Source organism: Micromonospora sp. Llam0, assembly GCF_003751085.1.
In the GTDB taxonomy this organism is placed as follows: domain Bacteria; phylum Actinomycetota; class Actinomycetes; order Mycobacteriales; family Micromonosporaceae; genus Micromonospora_E.
In genome coordinates this window covers 736,207-751,332 of the sequence record NZ_RJJY01000002.1, presented here as the reverse complement: position 1 = coordinate 751,332, position 15,126 = coordinate 736,207, and the positions used below count along the sequence as shown (strand labels likewise).

Annotated in this window: 17 protein-coding genes and 1 pseudogene; 9 read left to right on the top strand and 9 right to left on the bottom strand. The window is 72.2% G+C overall.

What is annotated here, in order from left to right; all coding sequences use genetic code 11:
* Positions 1 to 63 precede the first annotated feature (63 nt).
* The gene (locus EDC02_RS30620) at positions 64 to 903 is read left to right on the top strand and encodes a sugar phosphate isomerase/epimerase (RefSeq protein ID WP_199757974.1); all 840 of its coding nucleotides are present in this window, start codon (positions 64 to 66) and stop codon (positions 901 to 903) included.
* Positions 904 to 942: 39 nt separating this feature from the next.
* On the opposite strand, the gene EDC02_RS30615 is transcribed toward EDC02_RS30620, so the two are convergent.
* The 3 genes from EDC02_RS30615 to EDC02_RS30605 are packed head-to-tail and all read right to left on the bottom strand — an operon-like array spanning position 943 to position 2,987.
* Positions 943 to 1,494 carry a CGNR zinc finger domain-containing protein gene (locus tag EDC02_RS30615; RefSeq protein WP_123605752.1) on the bottom strand — a complete coding sequence of 184 codons (552 nt, stop codon included), beginning with the start codon at positions 1,492 to 1,494 and terminating at the stop codon, positions 943 to 945.
* Positions 1,495 to 1,512: 18 nt separating this feature from the next.
* Positions 1,513 to 2,679, bottom strand: a complete 1,167-nt coding sequence (locus EDC02_RS30610; RefSeq protein WP_123605751.1) for a glutathionylspermidine synthase family protein — start codon at positions 2,677 to 2,679, stop codon at positions 1,513 to 1,515.
* Positions 2,680 to 2,681: 2 nt separating this feature from the next.
* Positions 2,682 to 2,987 (bottom strand): hypothetical protein, encoded by a 306-nt coding sequence (locus EDC02_RS30605; protein WP_233606526.1) that lies wholly within the window; start codon positions 2,985 to 2,987, stop codon positions 2,682 to 2,684.
* Between the two features lie 126 nt (positions 2,988 to 3,113).
* On the opposite strand from EDC02_RS30605, the gene EDC02_RS30600 reads away from it, so the two are divergent.
* From EDC02_RS30600 to EDC02_RS30580, 6 genes are all read left to right on the top strand, one after another.
* The gene (locus EDC02_RS30600) at positions 3,114 to 4,034 is read left to right on the top strand and encodes a proline dehydrogenase family protein (RefSeq protein ID WP_123605750.1); all 921 of its coding nucleotides are present in this window, start codon (positions 3,114 to 3,116) and stop codon (positions 4,032 to 4,034) included.
* 72 nt (positions 4,035 to 4,106) lie between these two features.
* A complete protein-coding gene (locus EDC02_RS40515; protein WP_158632369.1) occupies positions 4,107 to 5,807 on the top strand; it encodes a hypothetical protein in 1,701 nt (566 codons plus the stop codon).
* 194 nt (positions 5,808 to 6,001) lie between these two features.
* Positions 6,002 to 6,214 carry a helix-turn-helix domain-containing protein gene (locus tag EDC02_RS30595; RefSeq protein ID WP_123605749.1) on the top strand — a complete coding sequence of 71 codons (213 nt, stop codon included), beginning with the start codon at positions 6,002 to 6,004 and terminating at the stop codon, positions 6,212 to 6,214.
* Between the two features lie 222 nt (positions 6,215 to 6,436).
* A complete protein-coding gene (locus tag EDC02_RS30590) occupies positions 6,437 to 6,538 on the top strand; it encodes a 30S ribosomal protein bS22 (RefSeq protein ID WP_007465623.1) in 102 nt (33 codons plus the stop codon).
* A 64-nt stretch (positions 6,539 to 6,602) separates the two neighbouring features.
* Positions 6,603 to 7,670 (top strand): NAD-dependent epimerase/dehydratase family protein, encoded by a 1,068-nt coding sequence (locus EDC02_RS30585; RefSeq protein WP_123605748.1) that lies wholly within the window; start codon positions 6,603 to 6,605, stop codon positions 7,668 to 7,670.
* The gene (locus tag EDC02_RS30580) at positions 7,667 to 8,530 is read left to right on the top strand and encodes a lysophospholipid acyltransferase family protein (RefSeq protein WP_123605747.1); all 864 of its coding nucleotides are present in this window, start codon (positions 7,667 to 7,669) and stop codon (positions 8,528 to 8,530) included. Before EDC02_RS30585 ends, EDC02_RS30580 begins: the two co-directional genes overlap by 4 nt.
* Positions 8,531 to 8,564: 34 nt before the next feature.
* Here the strand turns inward: EDC02_RS30580 and EDC02_RS30575 are convergent, their stop codons facing one another.
* The 5 genes and pseudogenes from EDC02_RS30575 to EDC02_RS39855 form a co-directional block, all read right to left on the bottom strand.
* On the bottom strand, positions 8,565 to 9,734 hold the full coding sequence (locus EDC02_RS30575) for a hypothetical protein (RefSeq protein ID WP_123605746.1): 1,170 nt from the start codon (positions 9,732 to 9,734) through the stop codon (positions 8,565 to 8,567).
* 64 nt (positions 9,735 to 9,798) lie between these two features.
* Positions 9,799 to 10,707 carry an HAD family phosphatase gene (locus EDC02_RS30570; protein ID WP_123605745.1) on the bottom strand — a complete coding sequence of 303 codons (909 nt, stop codon included), beginning with the start codon at positions 10,705 to 10,707 and terminating at the stop codon, positions 9,799 to 9,801.
* Positions 10,708 to 11,024: 317 nt separating this feature from the next.
* Positions 11,025 to 11,909: pseudogene (locus EDC02_RS30565) on the bottom strand (DUF5667 domain-containing protein); the annotation flags it as partial.
* A 243-nt stretch (positions 11,910 to 12,152) separates the two neighbouring features.
* Positions 12,153 to 12,989, bottom strand: coding sequence for an ECF subfamily RNA polymerase sigma factor, BldN family (locus tag EDC02_RS30560; protein ID WP_123607248.1), 837 nt, complete (start codon positions 12,987 to 12,989; stop codon positions 12,153 to 12,155).
* 98 nt (positions 12,990 to 13,087) lie between these two features.
* Positions 13,088 to 13,267 (bottom strand): hypothetical protein, encoded by a 180-nt coding sequence (locus EDC02_RS39855; protein WP_148083700.1) that lies wholly within the window; start codon positions 13,265 to 13,267, stop codon positions 13,088 to 13,090.
* Positions 13,268 to 13,474: 207 nt separating this feature from the next.
* Between EDC02_RS39855 and EDC02_RS30555 the strand changes: the two genes are divergently transcribed.
* Complete coding sequence (locus tag EDC02_RS30555; protein ID WP_123605744.1) at positions 13,475 to 13,732, top strand: glutaredoxin family protein; 258 nt, start codon at positions 13,475 to 13,477, stop codon at positions 13,730 to 13,732.
* A gap of 69 nt (positions 13,733 to 13,801) precedes the next feature.
* The gene (locus EDC02_RS30550) at positions 13,802 to 14,449 is read left to right on the top strand and encodes an HAD family hydrolase (protein ID WP_123605743.1); all 648 of its coding nucleotides are present in this window, start codon (positions 13,802 to 13,804) and stop codon (positions 14,447 to 14,449) included.
* Between the two features lie 28 nt (positions 14,450 to 14,477).
* Here EDC02_RS30550 and EDC02_RS30545 read toward each other — a convergent pair whose 3' ends face one another.
* A complete protein-coding gene (locus tag EDC02_RS30545) occupies positions 14,478 to 15,122 on the bottom strand; it encodes a response regulator transcription factor (RefSeq protein WP_123605742.1) in 645 nt (214 codons plus the stop codon).
* Positions 15,123 to 15,126 lie beyond the last annotated feature (4 nt).

Sequence of the window (15,126 nt, the reverse complement as noted above, 5' to 3'; positions counted from 1 at the left end):
CGGTGACCCGGGCCCGGTCCACCGATCCGGCGGGCCCGCGCCGGCCGGGCTAGGCTGGGCGACGTGACCTCCGCGGTACCCGTGCTGCTCTCCAGTTCCTCGGTGTTCCCCGAGCCGACAGCGGCCGCCTTCGAGCTGGCCGCCGCGCTCGGCTACGACGGCATCGAGGTGATGGTCTGGACCGATGCGGTCAGCCAGGACGCCGGCGCGCTGCGCGGGCTCGCCGCGCACTACGGTGTGCCGGTACTCGCCGTGCACGCCCCCTGCCTGCTGGTCACCCAGCGGGTCTGGAGCTCCGACCCGTGGGAACGGCTGCGCCGCTCCGCCGTCCTGGCCGAGACGCTCGGCGCGCCGACCGTCGTGGTGCACCCACCGTTCAGCTGGCAACGCGACTACGCCCGTACCTTCGCGGACGGGCTGCGTACCCTGCGCGACGCCCACCCGCAGGTGCGGTTCGCGGTGGAGAACATGTTCCCGGTCCGGATGGCCGGCCGTGAGTTCGTCCCGTACCAGCCCGGCTGGGATCCGACCGAGGTCGGCTACGACGCGTACACCCTTGACCTGTCGCACTGCGCCGCGTCGCGGGCCGACGCGCTGGCCCTCGCCGACGCGATGGGCGACCGGCTGGAGCACGTGCACCTCGGCGACGGCAGCGGCCTCGGCCGCGACGAGCACCTGGTCCCCGGCCGGGGCAACCAGCCGTGCGGCGAGTTGCTCGGCGCGCTGGCCGGCAACGCCTTCCAGGGCGCGGTGGCGGTCGAGGTCGCCACCCGGGGCGCCCGCAGCCGTACGGTGCGCGAGGCCGACCTGCGCGAGTCGTTGGCGTTCGCCCGCCGGCACCTGGCCGCCGTCGACGGCGGCAGCCCCGGCCGGTCGGCGACCGCCGACCAGCCGGCCAGCTGAGCCGGGGAAGCCCGGCCGGCTCGAGCCGGGAAAGACCGGTCAGCTGACCGGCAGCAGCGGCTTGTCCTCGACCGCGGCTCGTTTGCGGGCCCGGTGCGCGGCCACGTGCGAGCGGGTGGCGCAGCGCTCGGAGCAGAACCGCCGGCAGCAGTTCGACGACGTGTCCAGGTAGACGTTGCCGCAGCGGGCGTCGGCGCAGACACCGAACCGGGCACTGCCGTACTCGCACAGCCAGACCGACAGCCCCCACACCGCCCCGGCCAGATACTCGGCGCTGACCGAGGCGCCCCGGCCGGTCACGTGCATGTGCCAGTCGTTGGAGTCGTGGCCGGAGATTCGCGGCTGCACCGGAAACGCAGCGAGCAGCGAGTTGAGCTCGGCGACCGCGTCGGCGTCGCGCCCGGTGGTGCCGTACTCGAAGACGTCCCGCAGGCGTCTACCGGCCCGCCGGAACACCGCCAGGTCGCGGTCACAGACCTCGTCGCACATCCAGACGTGGTCGCCGTGGAACAGCGCCCTCAGGTCGTCGAGGTCAGCCAACGGGGAGTTGACCAGATCAACTGCGGTCCGCGCGTAGGCGTCGAAGTCCACCTGACAACCGTAGACGATTCAGATCGCCCGGTGGGCGGCCACGTAGTGCGGCAGAAACCGGGCGTACCCGTCGGTTATCAAACCGGAACTCTCCCGCAACCCGGCACCGGCCGACTCGCCGTCCACCACCCAGCTGCCCAGCACCAGATGGTTGCCGTCGAACGCCGGCAGCGCCCGGAACTCCTGGTAGCACCAGCCTTCGGCACCGTAGTCGCCCGGACTTTCGATCTCGCCGGCAGCGGTCACGATCCGTACCGCCGCGCCTTCCCGGCCGAGCAGCGGCTTGGCGACGTACTCCGGCATCGCGCGCGGTCCGTCCAGGTACGCCGGCAGCAGGTACGGGTGGTCCGGAAACAGCTCCCAGAGCACCGCCAGCAGCGCCTTGTTCGACAGCAGCAGCTTCCAGGCCGGCTCGATCCAGGTGGTCGGGGTGCCCGGTTCGAGCGCCAGCCGCCCGTACGGCTCGGCCAGCATCCACTCCCACGGGTAGAGCTTGAAGCAGGTGGTGATCGGCTGGTCGGCGGCGTCAACGAAGCGTCGGCCGTCCCAGCCGACGTCCAGCATCGGCAGCAGCTCGGCGGTCAGCCCGGCCTGGCGGGCGGTCTCGGCGAGGTAGCCGGCGGTCATCAGATCCTCGCCGGTCTCCTCCTCGCTCGACCAGGTGACGTGCAGCGTCGGGTGGTACATCCCGGCCTTGATCTGCGCCCAGCCCGCCACCAGCCGTTCGTGCAGGCTGTTCCACTGGTCGAGCTGCGGTCGGGTGTCCTCCAGCCAGTACCACTGCACGATCGCGGCTTCGACCAGGGCGGTGGGGGTGTCGGCGTTGTACTCCAACAGCTTCGGCGGCCAGGAGCCGTCGTACCAGAGGTCGAACCGGCCGTACAGACTCGGTGGCTGCTCGCGCAACGACCGGGCGACGGCGTCGGCGGCCCACGCCGGAATGCCGAAGTCGGCGTACCTCCGGTGCGTCACCACGTACTCGGCCGCCGTCACCGCCATCCGGTGCAGCTCCTCGGTCGCCTCCTCCAGCCGCAGCACCTCCGGCAGGTCGAAGGCGTAGCAGGCGGATTCGTCCCAGTAGGACATCACCGAGCCGTTGGGCAGCTCGGTGTCGGCGTACACCAGACCCTGCTGCCGTACCGTCGCGTCCCAGTCCGGCCGGGGCCGGCAGGTTTCGCGCCGCATGCTCAGCCGCCGCAGGAGGCGAGGTGGGTGCCGAACCCGCCTCGGTCGGGCAGGGCCACGGCGGTCCGGGCCGGAGCTTCCGGCGCGGTACGGGCGACGACCGCCCCGGCGCCGCCGGCAGCCATCGCCAGCACCGTCGTGCCGCCGCCGGAGCCGGCACCCATCGACCGGTCGTCATCGCAGTCGTCGTCCGGGACCAGGTTGCAGCCGGAGAGGGAGAGCGCCAGCGCGGTCAGCGCACCGAGCTGGACACTGGTCGACCGGAGCCGACGCGGGGAGATCTTGTCCACAGCACTGTTGTAGCTCACCGACGCACGCCCGGCGTCGCCGGACCTCGGCCACCGGCCGGACCTCGGCCGTCGCCGGACCTCGGCCGTCGCCGGACCTCGGCCACTGGCCGGGCCGGTCGTGGTCAAGGGCGATACGCTCGCCCTATGCTTCGCTCGGTCATCCTCGCCGCGTCCCGGTCGACCACGATCGAACGGCTGGTCGCCGCCGCCCCGGTCAGCCGTGACGTGGTACGCCGATTCGTCGGCGGCACCACCATCGACGAGGCGTTGACCGCCGCCGCCGAGCTCACCGGCACCGGTGTGGTGATCAGCATCGACCACCTCGGTGAGGACACCACCACCGCTGAGCAGGCCAGCGCGGTGCGGGCGGAGTACCTGGCCCTGCTGGACGCGTTGGACCGGGCCGGCCTCGCCGCCGGCACCGACGTCAGCGTGAAGCTCTCCGCGCTCGGACAGCGGTTCGACGAGCCGGCGGCGACCGGGCACGCCCGGGCGATCTGCGCGGCGGCGGCCGCCGTCGGTGGCACCGTCACCCTCGACATGGAGGACCACACCACCACCGACTCGACCCTGGACATTCTGCAGACCCTGCGTGCCGACCATCCGTCCACCGGTGCGGTGCTGCAGGCGTACCTGCGGCGTACCGAGGCGGACTGCCGGGAGCTGGCCACCGCCGGTTCCCGGGTGCGGCTGTGCAAGGGGGCGTACGCGGAGCCGGAGTCGGTCGCCTACCAGTCGGCGATCGACGTCGACAAGTCCTTCGTACGGTGCCTCAACATCCTGTTCTCCGGCGCCGGCTACCCGATGCTGGCCACCCACGACCCGCGCCTGATCGCGATCGCCGAGGACCGGGCCCGCTGGTTCGACCGGGCGCCGGAGGAGTTCGAGTTCCAGATGCTGTACGGGGTCCGACCGGCCGAACAGGCCCGGCTCGCGGGGGAGGGCTACACCATGCGGGTCTACCTGCCCTACGGCACCGACTGGTACGGCTACCTGATGCGCCGGCTGGCCGAACGCCCGGCCAACGTGGCGTTTCTCGGCCGGGCGCTGCGCTCCCGCGACTGACGCCGGCACCCCTGTGCTGCCGCTCAACCCGGGCTGGACCGGGCTGGTTCCGGTCCCCGTATCATTCGGCGGGTGACCGACCGGCAGGACTCCGTACCGATCGACCAGCCGGACCCGGACGGATCGGCGGATCAGCGAGAGCCGGACAGTTCGGCGGACCGGCCGGAGTCCGACGGATCGGACCGGCCGGAGTCGTCGTCAACGGACCAGCCGGATCGGCCGGATCCCGCGCCGGCCCCGGTGACCCCGCCGCCGGAGCGGCGCTGGTCGCTCTGGCCGGTGCTCGGCATCGTCGCGACGGTGTTGTTCTGCGCCGTGCCGGTGGTCGGTGCGGTGGCGCTGATCGACCGATTGCCCAGCCCGGAACCACCGGTGATCGAGCCGACGGTCACCCCGCAGACCGGCCCGCCGGCCAGCCCGGTGCCGGGCGATCCGCCGGACGCTACCCAGGCCTGGCTGCGTACTCAGATCAACGCCCTGCTCGACCAGCAGGCCGCCGCGTTGATCGCCGGCGACGAACGGGGGTTCCTCGCGGTCACCGAACCCGGCTCGGCCGCTCACGACGATCTGGCCCGCCAGTTCAAGACCCTGCGCGCGATGCAGGTGACGGCGTGGCGCCCGTCGGTCAGTACGCTGCCGGTCGAGTTCGACCCGACTGCCACCGCCGCGCCCACGCCAGCGGCCACCGGGTCGGCCACGCCGACCACCGCCCCGACCGCCCCGCCCGCCCCGCCCGCCACGGTGACGGCCACGGCGACCGCCACGACCGCCACGGCGACCGCCGCCCCGACGGCCACCACCGCGCCGACGGCGACGGTCACTGCCGGCCCGTCATCGTCACCGGCCGCCCCGGTGCCGACCGGCCCGGCGGCGCTCGGCACCGAGTGGCGGCTGCTGGTCAGCTACCAGCACTGCTTCGTGGTGCCGTCCTGCGAGACCAGCGAGGTGGTGGTTGGTCAGCGCTGGAGCACCGAGGGCGGACGGCTGCGCCTCGTCGCGGTCGAGCCGTCGCTGACCCTGCAGGACGGGCCCCGCCCCTGGGAGGTCAGTGAACTGGTCGTCGCGACCGGCAACCGGACCCTGGTGGCAACCACCCCGCAGCACCGGGATCTGCTGTCCGACCTGCTGCGCGACGCCGAGGAGGCGGCAGCGGTCGCGGACCGGTATGCGGTCTCCGGCACCGCCCCGGACCGGTACCGGGTCTTCTACGCCGGCGCCGACGAGTGGGGCAGTTGGTACGGCGGGAACCGTCCGGACTGGACTGCCGGCTACGCGGTGGCGGTCGGCGGCGGACACTACGAGATCGTGCTCAACGGCACGAACCTGCGCGACGTGCTCCGGCCGGACCTGCTGCGTCACGAGTTGACCCACGCCGCGTCCCTGCCGGACGGCGGGAACCGGGAGCGGGCCGCCTGGTGGCTGATCGAAGGACTGGCGGAGCACGCGGCGGCCGGCGGCCGGCCAGTGGTCCGCTACGAAGGGCTGGACGACGTCCGCCGGCTGGTCCTGGAACAGGACTGGCAGGGGCCGCTGAGCAGCGTCGAGCCGACCGCGGACGCCGAGGACTGGCAGGTCGGTGCCGGGTACGGGGTGGGCTACCTGGCGGTCCGGCACCTGGTCGACCGGTTCGGTGAGGAGCGGACGCTGGCGTTCTTCCGTGCCGTGGTGCACGACGGCGTGGGTCTCGACGAGGCCGCCCGGACGCAGTTCGGTGAAGCCTGGGAGGGCCTGCAGGAGGCGTGCGTCGACTACGTCCGGCGGGCGGTCGGCTGAGCCGTCACCCGCCGCCGTCGTGCCGGTAGCCCGTACGGGTGTCGGCCCCCCGCCGTAGGGATCAAATGACGGAACGGATCGCGCCGGTCACAGCGACCCCGTTACCGTACTGGTAACACGTGCGTTGCCCGTCGCGGCGCGGAAGGGTCCCGCCGGGCGGCACGCGCCGGGGAAATGGGATGGATTGGTGAACCATGGCAGGATCACCACAGTCCGAGGACAGGCTGTCGGAGGTCAAGTTCCTTACCGTCGCCGAGGTGGCGAGGGTGATGCGGGTATCCAAGATGACCGTCTATCGACTCGTGCACTCCGGTGAACTCTCCGCGGTACGGGTCGGCCGGTCGTTCCGGGTGCCGGAACACGCGGTGCACGAGTACCTGCGAGGGGCTTTCCGGGAGACCGCCTAGCGGGTATCCGGAGACGCCCGGCACCGACGCGTCCCCCCGGCTGGCGCCGGGGCCGCGTTGGTGCTGATGACACGCGCGGGCTAGGCTTGACGCCGGCCGTGCCGTCGCATGCGCGGGTGAGTCCGCCCGCCGGCCCGGCCGGTTGTCCAGTTCGGCCCACGCGTCAGCCACACCGCACGCTGCGCACGGGCCGACCCGAACGTTCGTTGGAAAGGCTTTCGTATGGGCTCGGTGGTCAAGAAGCGCCGCAAGCGTATGGCCAAGAAGAAGCACCGCAAGCTGCTGCGCAAGACCCGCGTCCAGCGTCGACGTCTCGGCAAGTGACCGTGGCCGGGCCCAGGCCCGGCTCAGCAACGCTCCGGTCACCCGCCGGCACTTGGAGGGCCGCATGGTGAGGTCCCCGACCGTGGTGGTAACCGGGACGAGCCGATTCATCGGTGCCCGGGTCGCCGGTCGACTCGCCGCCGACCCCCGGGTCGGCCGGGTCGTCGGGCTGGACACCGCCACACCGGCGCCGGACTTCGCGGATCTGTTGCGCGACGTCGACCAGGTCCGCGCCGACGCTGGCGCGGCCAGCGGCATCATCGCGGACCTCGACGCGTCAGCCGTCGTGCACCTGGCCGTGGTCAGTGGACCGGACCAGCAGTACGGCGGCCGCGCCGCGATGAAGGAACAGAACGTCATCGGCACCATGCAGCTGCTCGCCGCCTGCCAGCGGGCGTCCGGTCTGCGCAAGCTGGTGGTGCGTTCGTCGACGGCGGCGTACGGCGCCTCGTTCCGCGATCCGGCGGTCTTCACCGAGGACACCGAGCCCCGTGAGGTGCCGCGCGGCGGGTTCGCCCGCGACATCCTGGACATCGAGGCGTACGTGCGCGGCTTCCGCCGCCGTCGGCCCGACGTCACCGCCACCGTGCTGCGGTTCGCTCCGTTCATCGGCTCCACCGCCGAGACCAGTCTGACCCGCTACTTCGCCCAGCCGCTGGTGCCGACCGTCTTCGGCCGGGACCCCCGGCTGCAGTTCGTGCACGTCGACGACGCGCTCGAGGTGCTGCACCGGGCCGTGGTGGAGGATCGTCCCGGCACCTTCAACGTTGCCGGTCCGGGCGTGCTCACCCTCTCCCAGGCGATCCGGCGGGCCGGCCGGGTCGCCGTACCGGTGCTGGAGCCGGGGCTGTCCGGTGCCGCCGGGGTCACCCGGGCCTTCGGTGTCGGGCGCTACGGGTTCGACCAGATCGACCTGTTCGTCCACGGCCGGGTGGTCGACACCTCCCGGTTGATCCGCGAGTTCGGGTTCGAACCGCGGTCGACGCAGGCCGCCTTCGACGATTTTCTGCGCGCCCACTCGGACGGGGCGCTGCTCGCCAGCGACCGGCTGGCCGCCGCCGAGCAGGCGATCCTGGACGGCATCCGCCGGGTCCGCGCCGGCCACGCCGGTGACCAGCGGGAACTGGCATGACCGTGCCGGACCGACCCGGCGACGTCTGGGATCAGCGGGTGGCCGCCGGCCTGGCGTTCCTGCGCCGCCGGTTGGCCGGCGAGTACGAGGTGGACGAGTTCGGCTTCGATCCCGATCTCACCGAAGGGGTGTTCCTGCCGGTGCTGCGGGCGCTCTACCGCGAGTGGTTCCGCACCGAGGTGTCCGGGGTCGAACACCTGCCGGTGGACGGTGCCGGGCTCGTGGTCGGCAACCACTCCGGCACGGTCGCGCTGGACGCCGCCGTGCTCACCGCGATCCTGCACGACGAGCATCCGCGGCACCGGCACCTGCGGCTGCTCAGCGCCGACCTGGTCTTCCGGTTGCCGTTTTTGTCCGAACTGACCCGCAAGTTCGGCGGCACCGTGGCCTGCAACCCGGACGCCGAGCGGTTGCTCGGTGGCGGGGAACTGGTCGGGGTCTTCCCGGAGGGCTTCAAGGGAGTCGGAAAGCCGTACTCGCAGCGCTACAAGCTGCAGCGGTTCGGTCGGGGTGGGTTCGTCTCGGCGGCCATCCGGACCGGATCGCCGATCGTTCCGGTGGCGATCGTCGGCGCTGAGGAGACCTATCCGATGCTGGCGAACATCGCCCCGCTCGCCCGGATGCTCGGCCTGCCGTACTTCCCGGTGACGCCGACGTTTCCGTGGCTGGGGCCGCTCGGCCTGGTGCCGTTGCCGAGCAAGTGGCTGATCGAGTTCTGCCCGCCGATCCCGACCACCCAGTTCGCCGACCACGCCGATGACCCGCTGGTCGTGTTCAACCTGGCCGACCAGGTGCGGGAGACGATCCAGCAGGCCCTGCACCGGCTGCTGGACCGCCGGCCGGACCCGTTCGGCCGGTGAGCCGGCCGGCCGGGCCCGCCCGGCCGGCAAGCGGTCAGTCCGTCAAGCTTCGCAGATCCAGCACCTGCCAGGACGCGGAGCTGTCGTCGCCGACCGACCACCACAGCACACCGCCCCGGCAGAGCACCATGCCCACGTCGTCGCTGACCACGACCGCCTCGTCGCGTTGCAGATCGTAAACGATCAGCTGCTGCGAGTTGGCCAGTGAGGTGGGCGCAGACGACAGCGACAGCACCTCGAACCGGTCCAGCACGGCGACGTCGATGGTGCTGGCGGTCACCGTGCCGTCGCCGATGCGCCGACGGTCCGTACCGTCCGGGCGCATCAGGTCGATGCGGCCCGGGCCGTCCGCGGCCAGCACCAGTACCCGGCACCAGGTGGGACCGCAGGTGACCAGCTCGGTCGGACCGGCGGGGACGTCGGTGATCCGGCGTTCGACCAGGTCCCGGATCCGGATCGGGCCGGTCTCGCCGCTGCCGGCGCTGACCATCGTCGGCCATCTGGACAACGCCCAGGCTCCCGGATCGGTGCGTACGGTCACCTCGCCACCGGCCAGCGGAACCGACCGCAGTTCGGTCGCCGGTTCGGTGCCGGGCGCCACGGCGACCCAGTACAGGCTGCCTTCGTTGATCACCATGTCGTACTGCGAGTTGAAGAAGACCACGTCGCCGGTGTCGGTGGTGAGCCGGCGTGGCTCGGCGTCGTCGGCCAGGCCGGCGGCCCACATCTCGGTCCGCCCTCGGCCGTCCTCGTCCGCGACCGACTCGGACCAGGCCAACGTGCCCCCGTCGGTGGTGAACCCACCGAACTGCGGGGTAGCGCCGAGTGGGAGCCGGCGCAGTTCCCGTACCGACCCGTCGGCTGCCCGCACGACGAGCCGCAGGGCGGTGCCGTCCGGGCTCGGCGCGGTGCCGACCGAGGTGGCGCCGTCGAGGAAGAGCACCGGGCTGTACGCCGGCCCGTCGGCGAGGTTGGCGGATACCTCGGTGATCTCGGCCGCCGGCCAGACCTCGGCGACGGTACGCAGCCGGCCCGGCTCGTCCGCGCTGGTCGTCGGGCCAGCCTGCGGTAACACGACCAGCAGGACCGTGGCTGCCAGCGCCCCGGCCAGCCCGGCCAGGTGCCATGGACGGTGGCGGCGGTGCCGACCCGGCGGGTGGCTGGGCGCCCCGGTCGACTCGACCGGGCGTGCGGTGACCGTCACACCGATGCCTTCCTGATCCGATGCCGGCGTCGCGACCCGGGTGGGCCGGATGCCGCTGTCCTGGTCAGCCGGTTGCCCGGCGGCGGCGGATGGCCAGGCCAGCCGTCACCGCGCCGGCCAGGAAACCGGCGGCGACCGTCGACGGTACCGCGATCCGCGCCGCCTTGCGACCGGTCCGGAAGTCCCGGACCTGCCAGCCCCGGTCCCGCGCCTGGCGGCGCAGCGCGGTGTCCGGGTTGACCGCGACCGGGTGTCCGACGGCGGTGAGCATCGGCAGGTCGTTGGCGGAGTCGCTGTACGCGCTGCAGCGGGCGAGCTCGAGCCCTTCGACTGCGGCAAGCTGCACGATCGCCTCGGCCTTCGCCGGGCCGTGCATCAGTTCGCCGGCCAGCCGACCGGTGTACGCACCGTCGACGACCTCGGCGACGGTACCGAGCGCACCGGTCAACCCGAGACGCTGGGCGATCACCCGGCCGACCTCGACCGGAGTCGCGCTGACCAGCCACACCCGTTGTCCGGCGCCGAGGTGCAACTGCGCCAGGGCCCGGCTGCCGGGCCAGATCCGCGACGCCATCAATTCGTCGAAGATCTCCTCGGTGAGGCGTTCCACGTCGCTGACCCGCCAGCCGGCGACGAACGCCAAGGCCGCCTCCCGGGCGTGCGACATGTCCCCGGCGTGTTCTGCGGCGAGCAGCCGGAACCGCGCCTGCCGCCAGGCGAACTGGGCGAGGTCGGCGGTGGTGAAGTAGTTGCGGGCGGCCAGGCCACGCGCCAGCCAGTAGATCGACGCACCACGCAGCATGGTGTTGTCGACGTCGAAGAACGCCGCTGCCCGGTGGTCGGGGGCCACCGGTGTCGCCGCTGCCCGGTGGTCGGGGGCCACCGGTGTCGCGGCTGCCAGCCCGGTGGTCGCCCAACCCGTGGTGTGACCGGCAGCGTCCGTACTGATGGTCACCTTGCGGGTGCGGGGCACGCCGGCATCACTCTCTCCCGTCGGGCGGCGCCACCGGCCCGGTCAGGTCACCGGTCAGTGGCCGGGTTGTCCTTGACCGCCGGGCGCGGGCCCGGCAGATCCGTCTCGGTGGCCTCGCCGACCTGTGGCTCAGCGAGGTTCGACTGCTGCGGACTGGTCGACGGCCGGTCGTCGGGCTCCGGGCCGACCGACGAGTCGGCACCTGCGGCGGGGGCGGGTGCTACGTCGGCGCGCCCCTCGTCGACCGACGACTCACCGGCGGGCGGCCCGACCAGGCCGCCCGGGACACGAATGCTACCGGCCGGCTCGGCCGATACGCAGCTGGCCGGCAGCGGGCCGAGTTCGTCGCTGTCGCTGGTGGCCGGAGCCGAACAGGTCAGCTCGTCGCGCAGCGCCGTGGTCCGGGCACGGACCCGGTCGAGGAGGGTGAGTGACTCGCCGACGCGGTCCCGGTTCGCCGCCGACCCGTCGGCGAGTTGCCGCAACGTGGGACGTTGCGTGGACACGAACGAGTCGATCACGTCCAGCGGGGCCCCGTCACCGCCGACAGCGGCGGCGGAGGTGAGCAGCCGGACGCCTTCCCGGGTCTGGCCGTCCATGTCGTCCAGCACCGCGCTGAACGCGGTGGGCTCGTCGTACACGATGAGTGCTTCGCCCATCCGTACTTCCGCGAAGCTGAGGAACAGCTGTCCGCGGGAGGAGTCGGACTGGGCCAGGGCGAGCTGGGCACGCTCGGTGGACCGTTTCATTCCGTACAGGGTGTCGCCCGGCACCGCCTGCTCGGTGGCGGCGGACATGCCGGAGACGGTGATCGCCCCGAATGCGACGGTGGCGATGATGACCGCGCGGGTCCGGGCCCGGCCGGCGGTCGTCGCCGCGCGGGCCCCCGCCGCCCGGGCGGCGAACCAGCGGGACCGGGGCCGTTCGGGAAGGCGACGGTACGGAGCCGTCGGTGCGCCGGCGCCGATGCCTTCGCGTTCGGCGGTGGCGATCAGCACGGCGCGCAGGTGCGCCCGGTAGTCCGGGTCCACGCCGCTGTCCGGTGACTTCGGCATCTCGGACATCCGGCGCCCGAGTGCCGTGAGCCCGGCCAGCTCGTCGTCCAGCGGATCGCGGACATGGTGCCGCCCTCCGCCCTCGGCGCGGTCGAGAAGTTGTGCGAATCGTTCGGCGCGTCGGCGGAAGAGATTGAGCTTGCTCATCGCGGACACCTCCCTTCGCAGGTCACGGCTTCAGCGGCGGGTGTCGCCACTATCCGGTGCGACCACGGCCAGGGTCGCTGGGGAGGTGACCCGTTGCGGGTCCTGGCACGCTGCCTGGTGGCTGGCGAGGTGCTGGCACCATCGGTCGCACCCCAAGAAACGCCTGAGCGGTCAGTTGGGTTACGGGCCGGTGGCGAGATTCATCACTACGCGTGACTGTGGTTGCTTTCTGTGTGGGTGTCGTCACGGTTGGAAACCGTCGGGCAGGAGCCGGGCCAGCGCCCGTACTGCCCGGTACTGCAGGGCCTTGATCGCCCCCTCGTTCTTGCCCATCGCCCGGGCGGTCTCGGCGACCGAGAAGCCTTGCAGGAAGCGGAGAACGATGCACTCCTGCTGTTCCGGGTTGAGCTGTTTGACGGCGGTCAGCAGGGCGACGTTGGTGATGTGGTCGACGACCGCCGCTTCGGGGCTCCCCTCCGGGCCACGATCCTCGCGCTCTGCATCCATTACGTCACCCGTAGTAACTTCCAGCCGGTACCGCCCCGACTTGAAGTGGTCCGCGACCAGGTTGCGGGCGATGGTCACCAGCCAGGCCCCGAGGTCGCGGCCCTGCCAGGTGAAGCTGCCGATCCGCTTCAGGGCGCGCAGGAAGGTGTCCGAGGTGAGGTCCTCGGCGAGTTGCCGGTTGCCCACCCGGAAATAGACGAACCGGAAAACGGTGTCCACGTACCGGTCGTAGATCAGACCGAACGCCTCGGTCTCGCCAGCTTGGGCCCGTTCCACCAGCGCCCAGACCTCGCGGGCGGGATCGGACGGGTCCGGCCGGTCCGGGTACCCGCCTGGCGGTGCGCCGGACCGGCTGCCCTGGTCGGGGATGACCGGCAGAACGGTGGTCTCCGCCTCGTTGCCGTCCGGCTGGGTCGGCATGGTCGGCCGGGCCGGGGTGGCCACCGCGCCGCCCATCGGCTTGGTGTTGGCGCCGGGCTGGCGTCGGCCCGGCCCCTCGTTGGGCTGGGTGCGCGGCCTGGTCCCTCGGGTGCCGCCGTCGCCGCGCATCGTGATGCTGAGCATCTCGTGCATCGACGCACGTAGCAGTGACAACCCTTCGGCGAGGGCGATCCGGGCGGCAATTACCTCGCGGCTGGCCGACGGGAGAACGATCTGCGGGGAGTAGACACTCATTTGGCGTCCTCCGTTCGTGCCTGCGGCGACCCGGCTCGTTGCTGGGCCCGGGCACCTGGGTCGGTGAGCTGGATGCTGATACCGGTGCTGATGCCGGCGCGGTCCGACAGGTCGGTGGTGAGCGCCATGGACCGGCGCACCCTCCTGAGGTGCTGGTGCGGTGCGACAACGGGCACGGCGGCCTCCTCGGGCTGAGGGGTGGCGACTCACGGCAAAACGGGTGAGTCGACCCAAGGCGATGATAGGGCCAACGTCACCCACGCGTGTGGAGTCCGTTACACAACGACGAAGTATTTCCGCAGGACGGCGTGCCCATGTCGCACTAGCTGTCCGCTGTCGGTTACCCGACGCATTGGTTGTCGGGAAGCGGTAAGCTCCCCGGCGTGTCGCACCGCCAGCCCAGAATCACCTTGATCACCCGCCCCGGCTGTCACCTCTGCGACAACGCGCGTACGGCGATCGCCCGGGTGGCGGGGCAGACCGGCGACGAATGGGTGGAGCGGGACGTCACCGCTGACATCGAGCTGGAGCGCGACTACGGCGAACGGCTCCCGGTGGTGCTGCTCGACGGGCGGGAGCACGGGTACTGGCGGGTCGAGGAGCAGCGGCTGCTCGACGACCTGCGCCGAGCGGCCGGCTGACCTGGTGACCGGCCGAGCGGCCGGCTGAGCTGCTGGTCCGGCGGTGCCGGTGCCCGGTATTGTGCCGCCGTGGCCCCGCTTGACACCCATCTGGTCTGGGACTGGAACGGCACCCTGCTCAACGACCTGGCGCTGGTCGTCACCTCGACCAACCACGCGATCGCCACCGTCGACGGCCCGGTGCTCACCCCCGAGCAGCACCGGGTGGCCTTCCGTCGGCCGGTCGCGGACTACTACGCAGACGTTCTCGGCCGGGCGGTCGGCGCTGAGGAGTTCGGCCGGCTGGACCAGATCTTCCACGCCGCGTACCGGGCCGGTCTGACCACCTGCGGACTCGCCGAGGATGCCGAACGGGCGCTGCTCAGCTGGTCGGGCAGCCAGTCGCTGCTCTCGATGTGGTTCCACGACGAGCTGGTCCCGCTGGTCGACACGTACGGCCTGACCCGGACCTTCCGGCGCATCGACGGGCTGCGGACGACGGTCGGCGGCGACCGCAAGGCCGGGCATCTCGACCGGCACCTGACCGCGCTGGGGGTGGACCCGGCCCGGACCGTGCTGATCGGCGACTCGATCGACGACGCGGACGCCGCCGAGGCGGTCGGTGCAAGTTGCATCCTGTACACCGGCGGCTTCACCGACCCGGACCGGCTCCGGGCCTGCGGCGTGCCGGTCGCGGAGTCCCTCACCGAGGCGGTCCGGCTGGCGGCCGACCACTGACCGCTGCCGGAAAGCCGGCCCGGCCCGGTCAGCCGCGCAGGTAGGTCAGTACGGCGAGCACCCGACGGTGCTGTTCGGTGTCCGGCGCCAGCTGGAGCTTGTTGAAGATGTTGTGGATGTGCTTCTCGACGGCCCCGTCGGTGACCACCAGCAGCCGGGCGATGGCGGTGTTCGAACGCCCCTCGGCCATCAGCCCGAGCACCTCCCGTTCCCGCGGGGTGAGCTGGCGCAGCGGGTCGTCGCGGCGGCGCCGGACCAGCAGTTGACCGACCACCTCCGGGTCGAGCACCGTACCGCCGCCGGCCACTCGGGCCAGGGCGTCGAGGAACTCGGCGATCGCGGCGACCCGGTCCTTGAGCAGGTAGCCGACGGCGCCGGCGCGGTCGGCGAGCAGATCGTCGGCGTACGACACCTCGACGTACTGGGACAGCACCAGCACCGGCGCTCCCGGGACCAGTTCGCGGATCCGTACCGCCGCCCGCAACCCTTCGTCGGTGTGCGTCGGCGGCATCCGTACGTCGACGATCGAGACGTCCGGACGGTGTTCGGTGACCGCCTCGACCAGGGCCGGGCCGTCGCCGACCGCGGCCACCACCTGGTGGCCGTGCTCGCTCAGCAGTCGGACCAGGCCCTCCCGCAGCAGTACGGCGTCGTCGGCGATCACTACTCGCATGGGT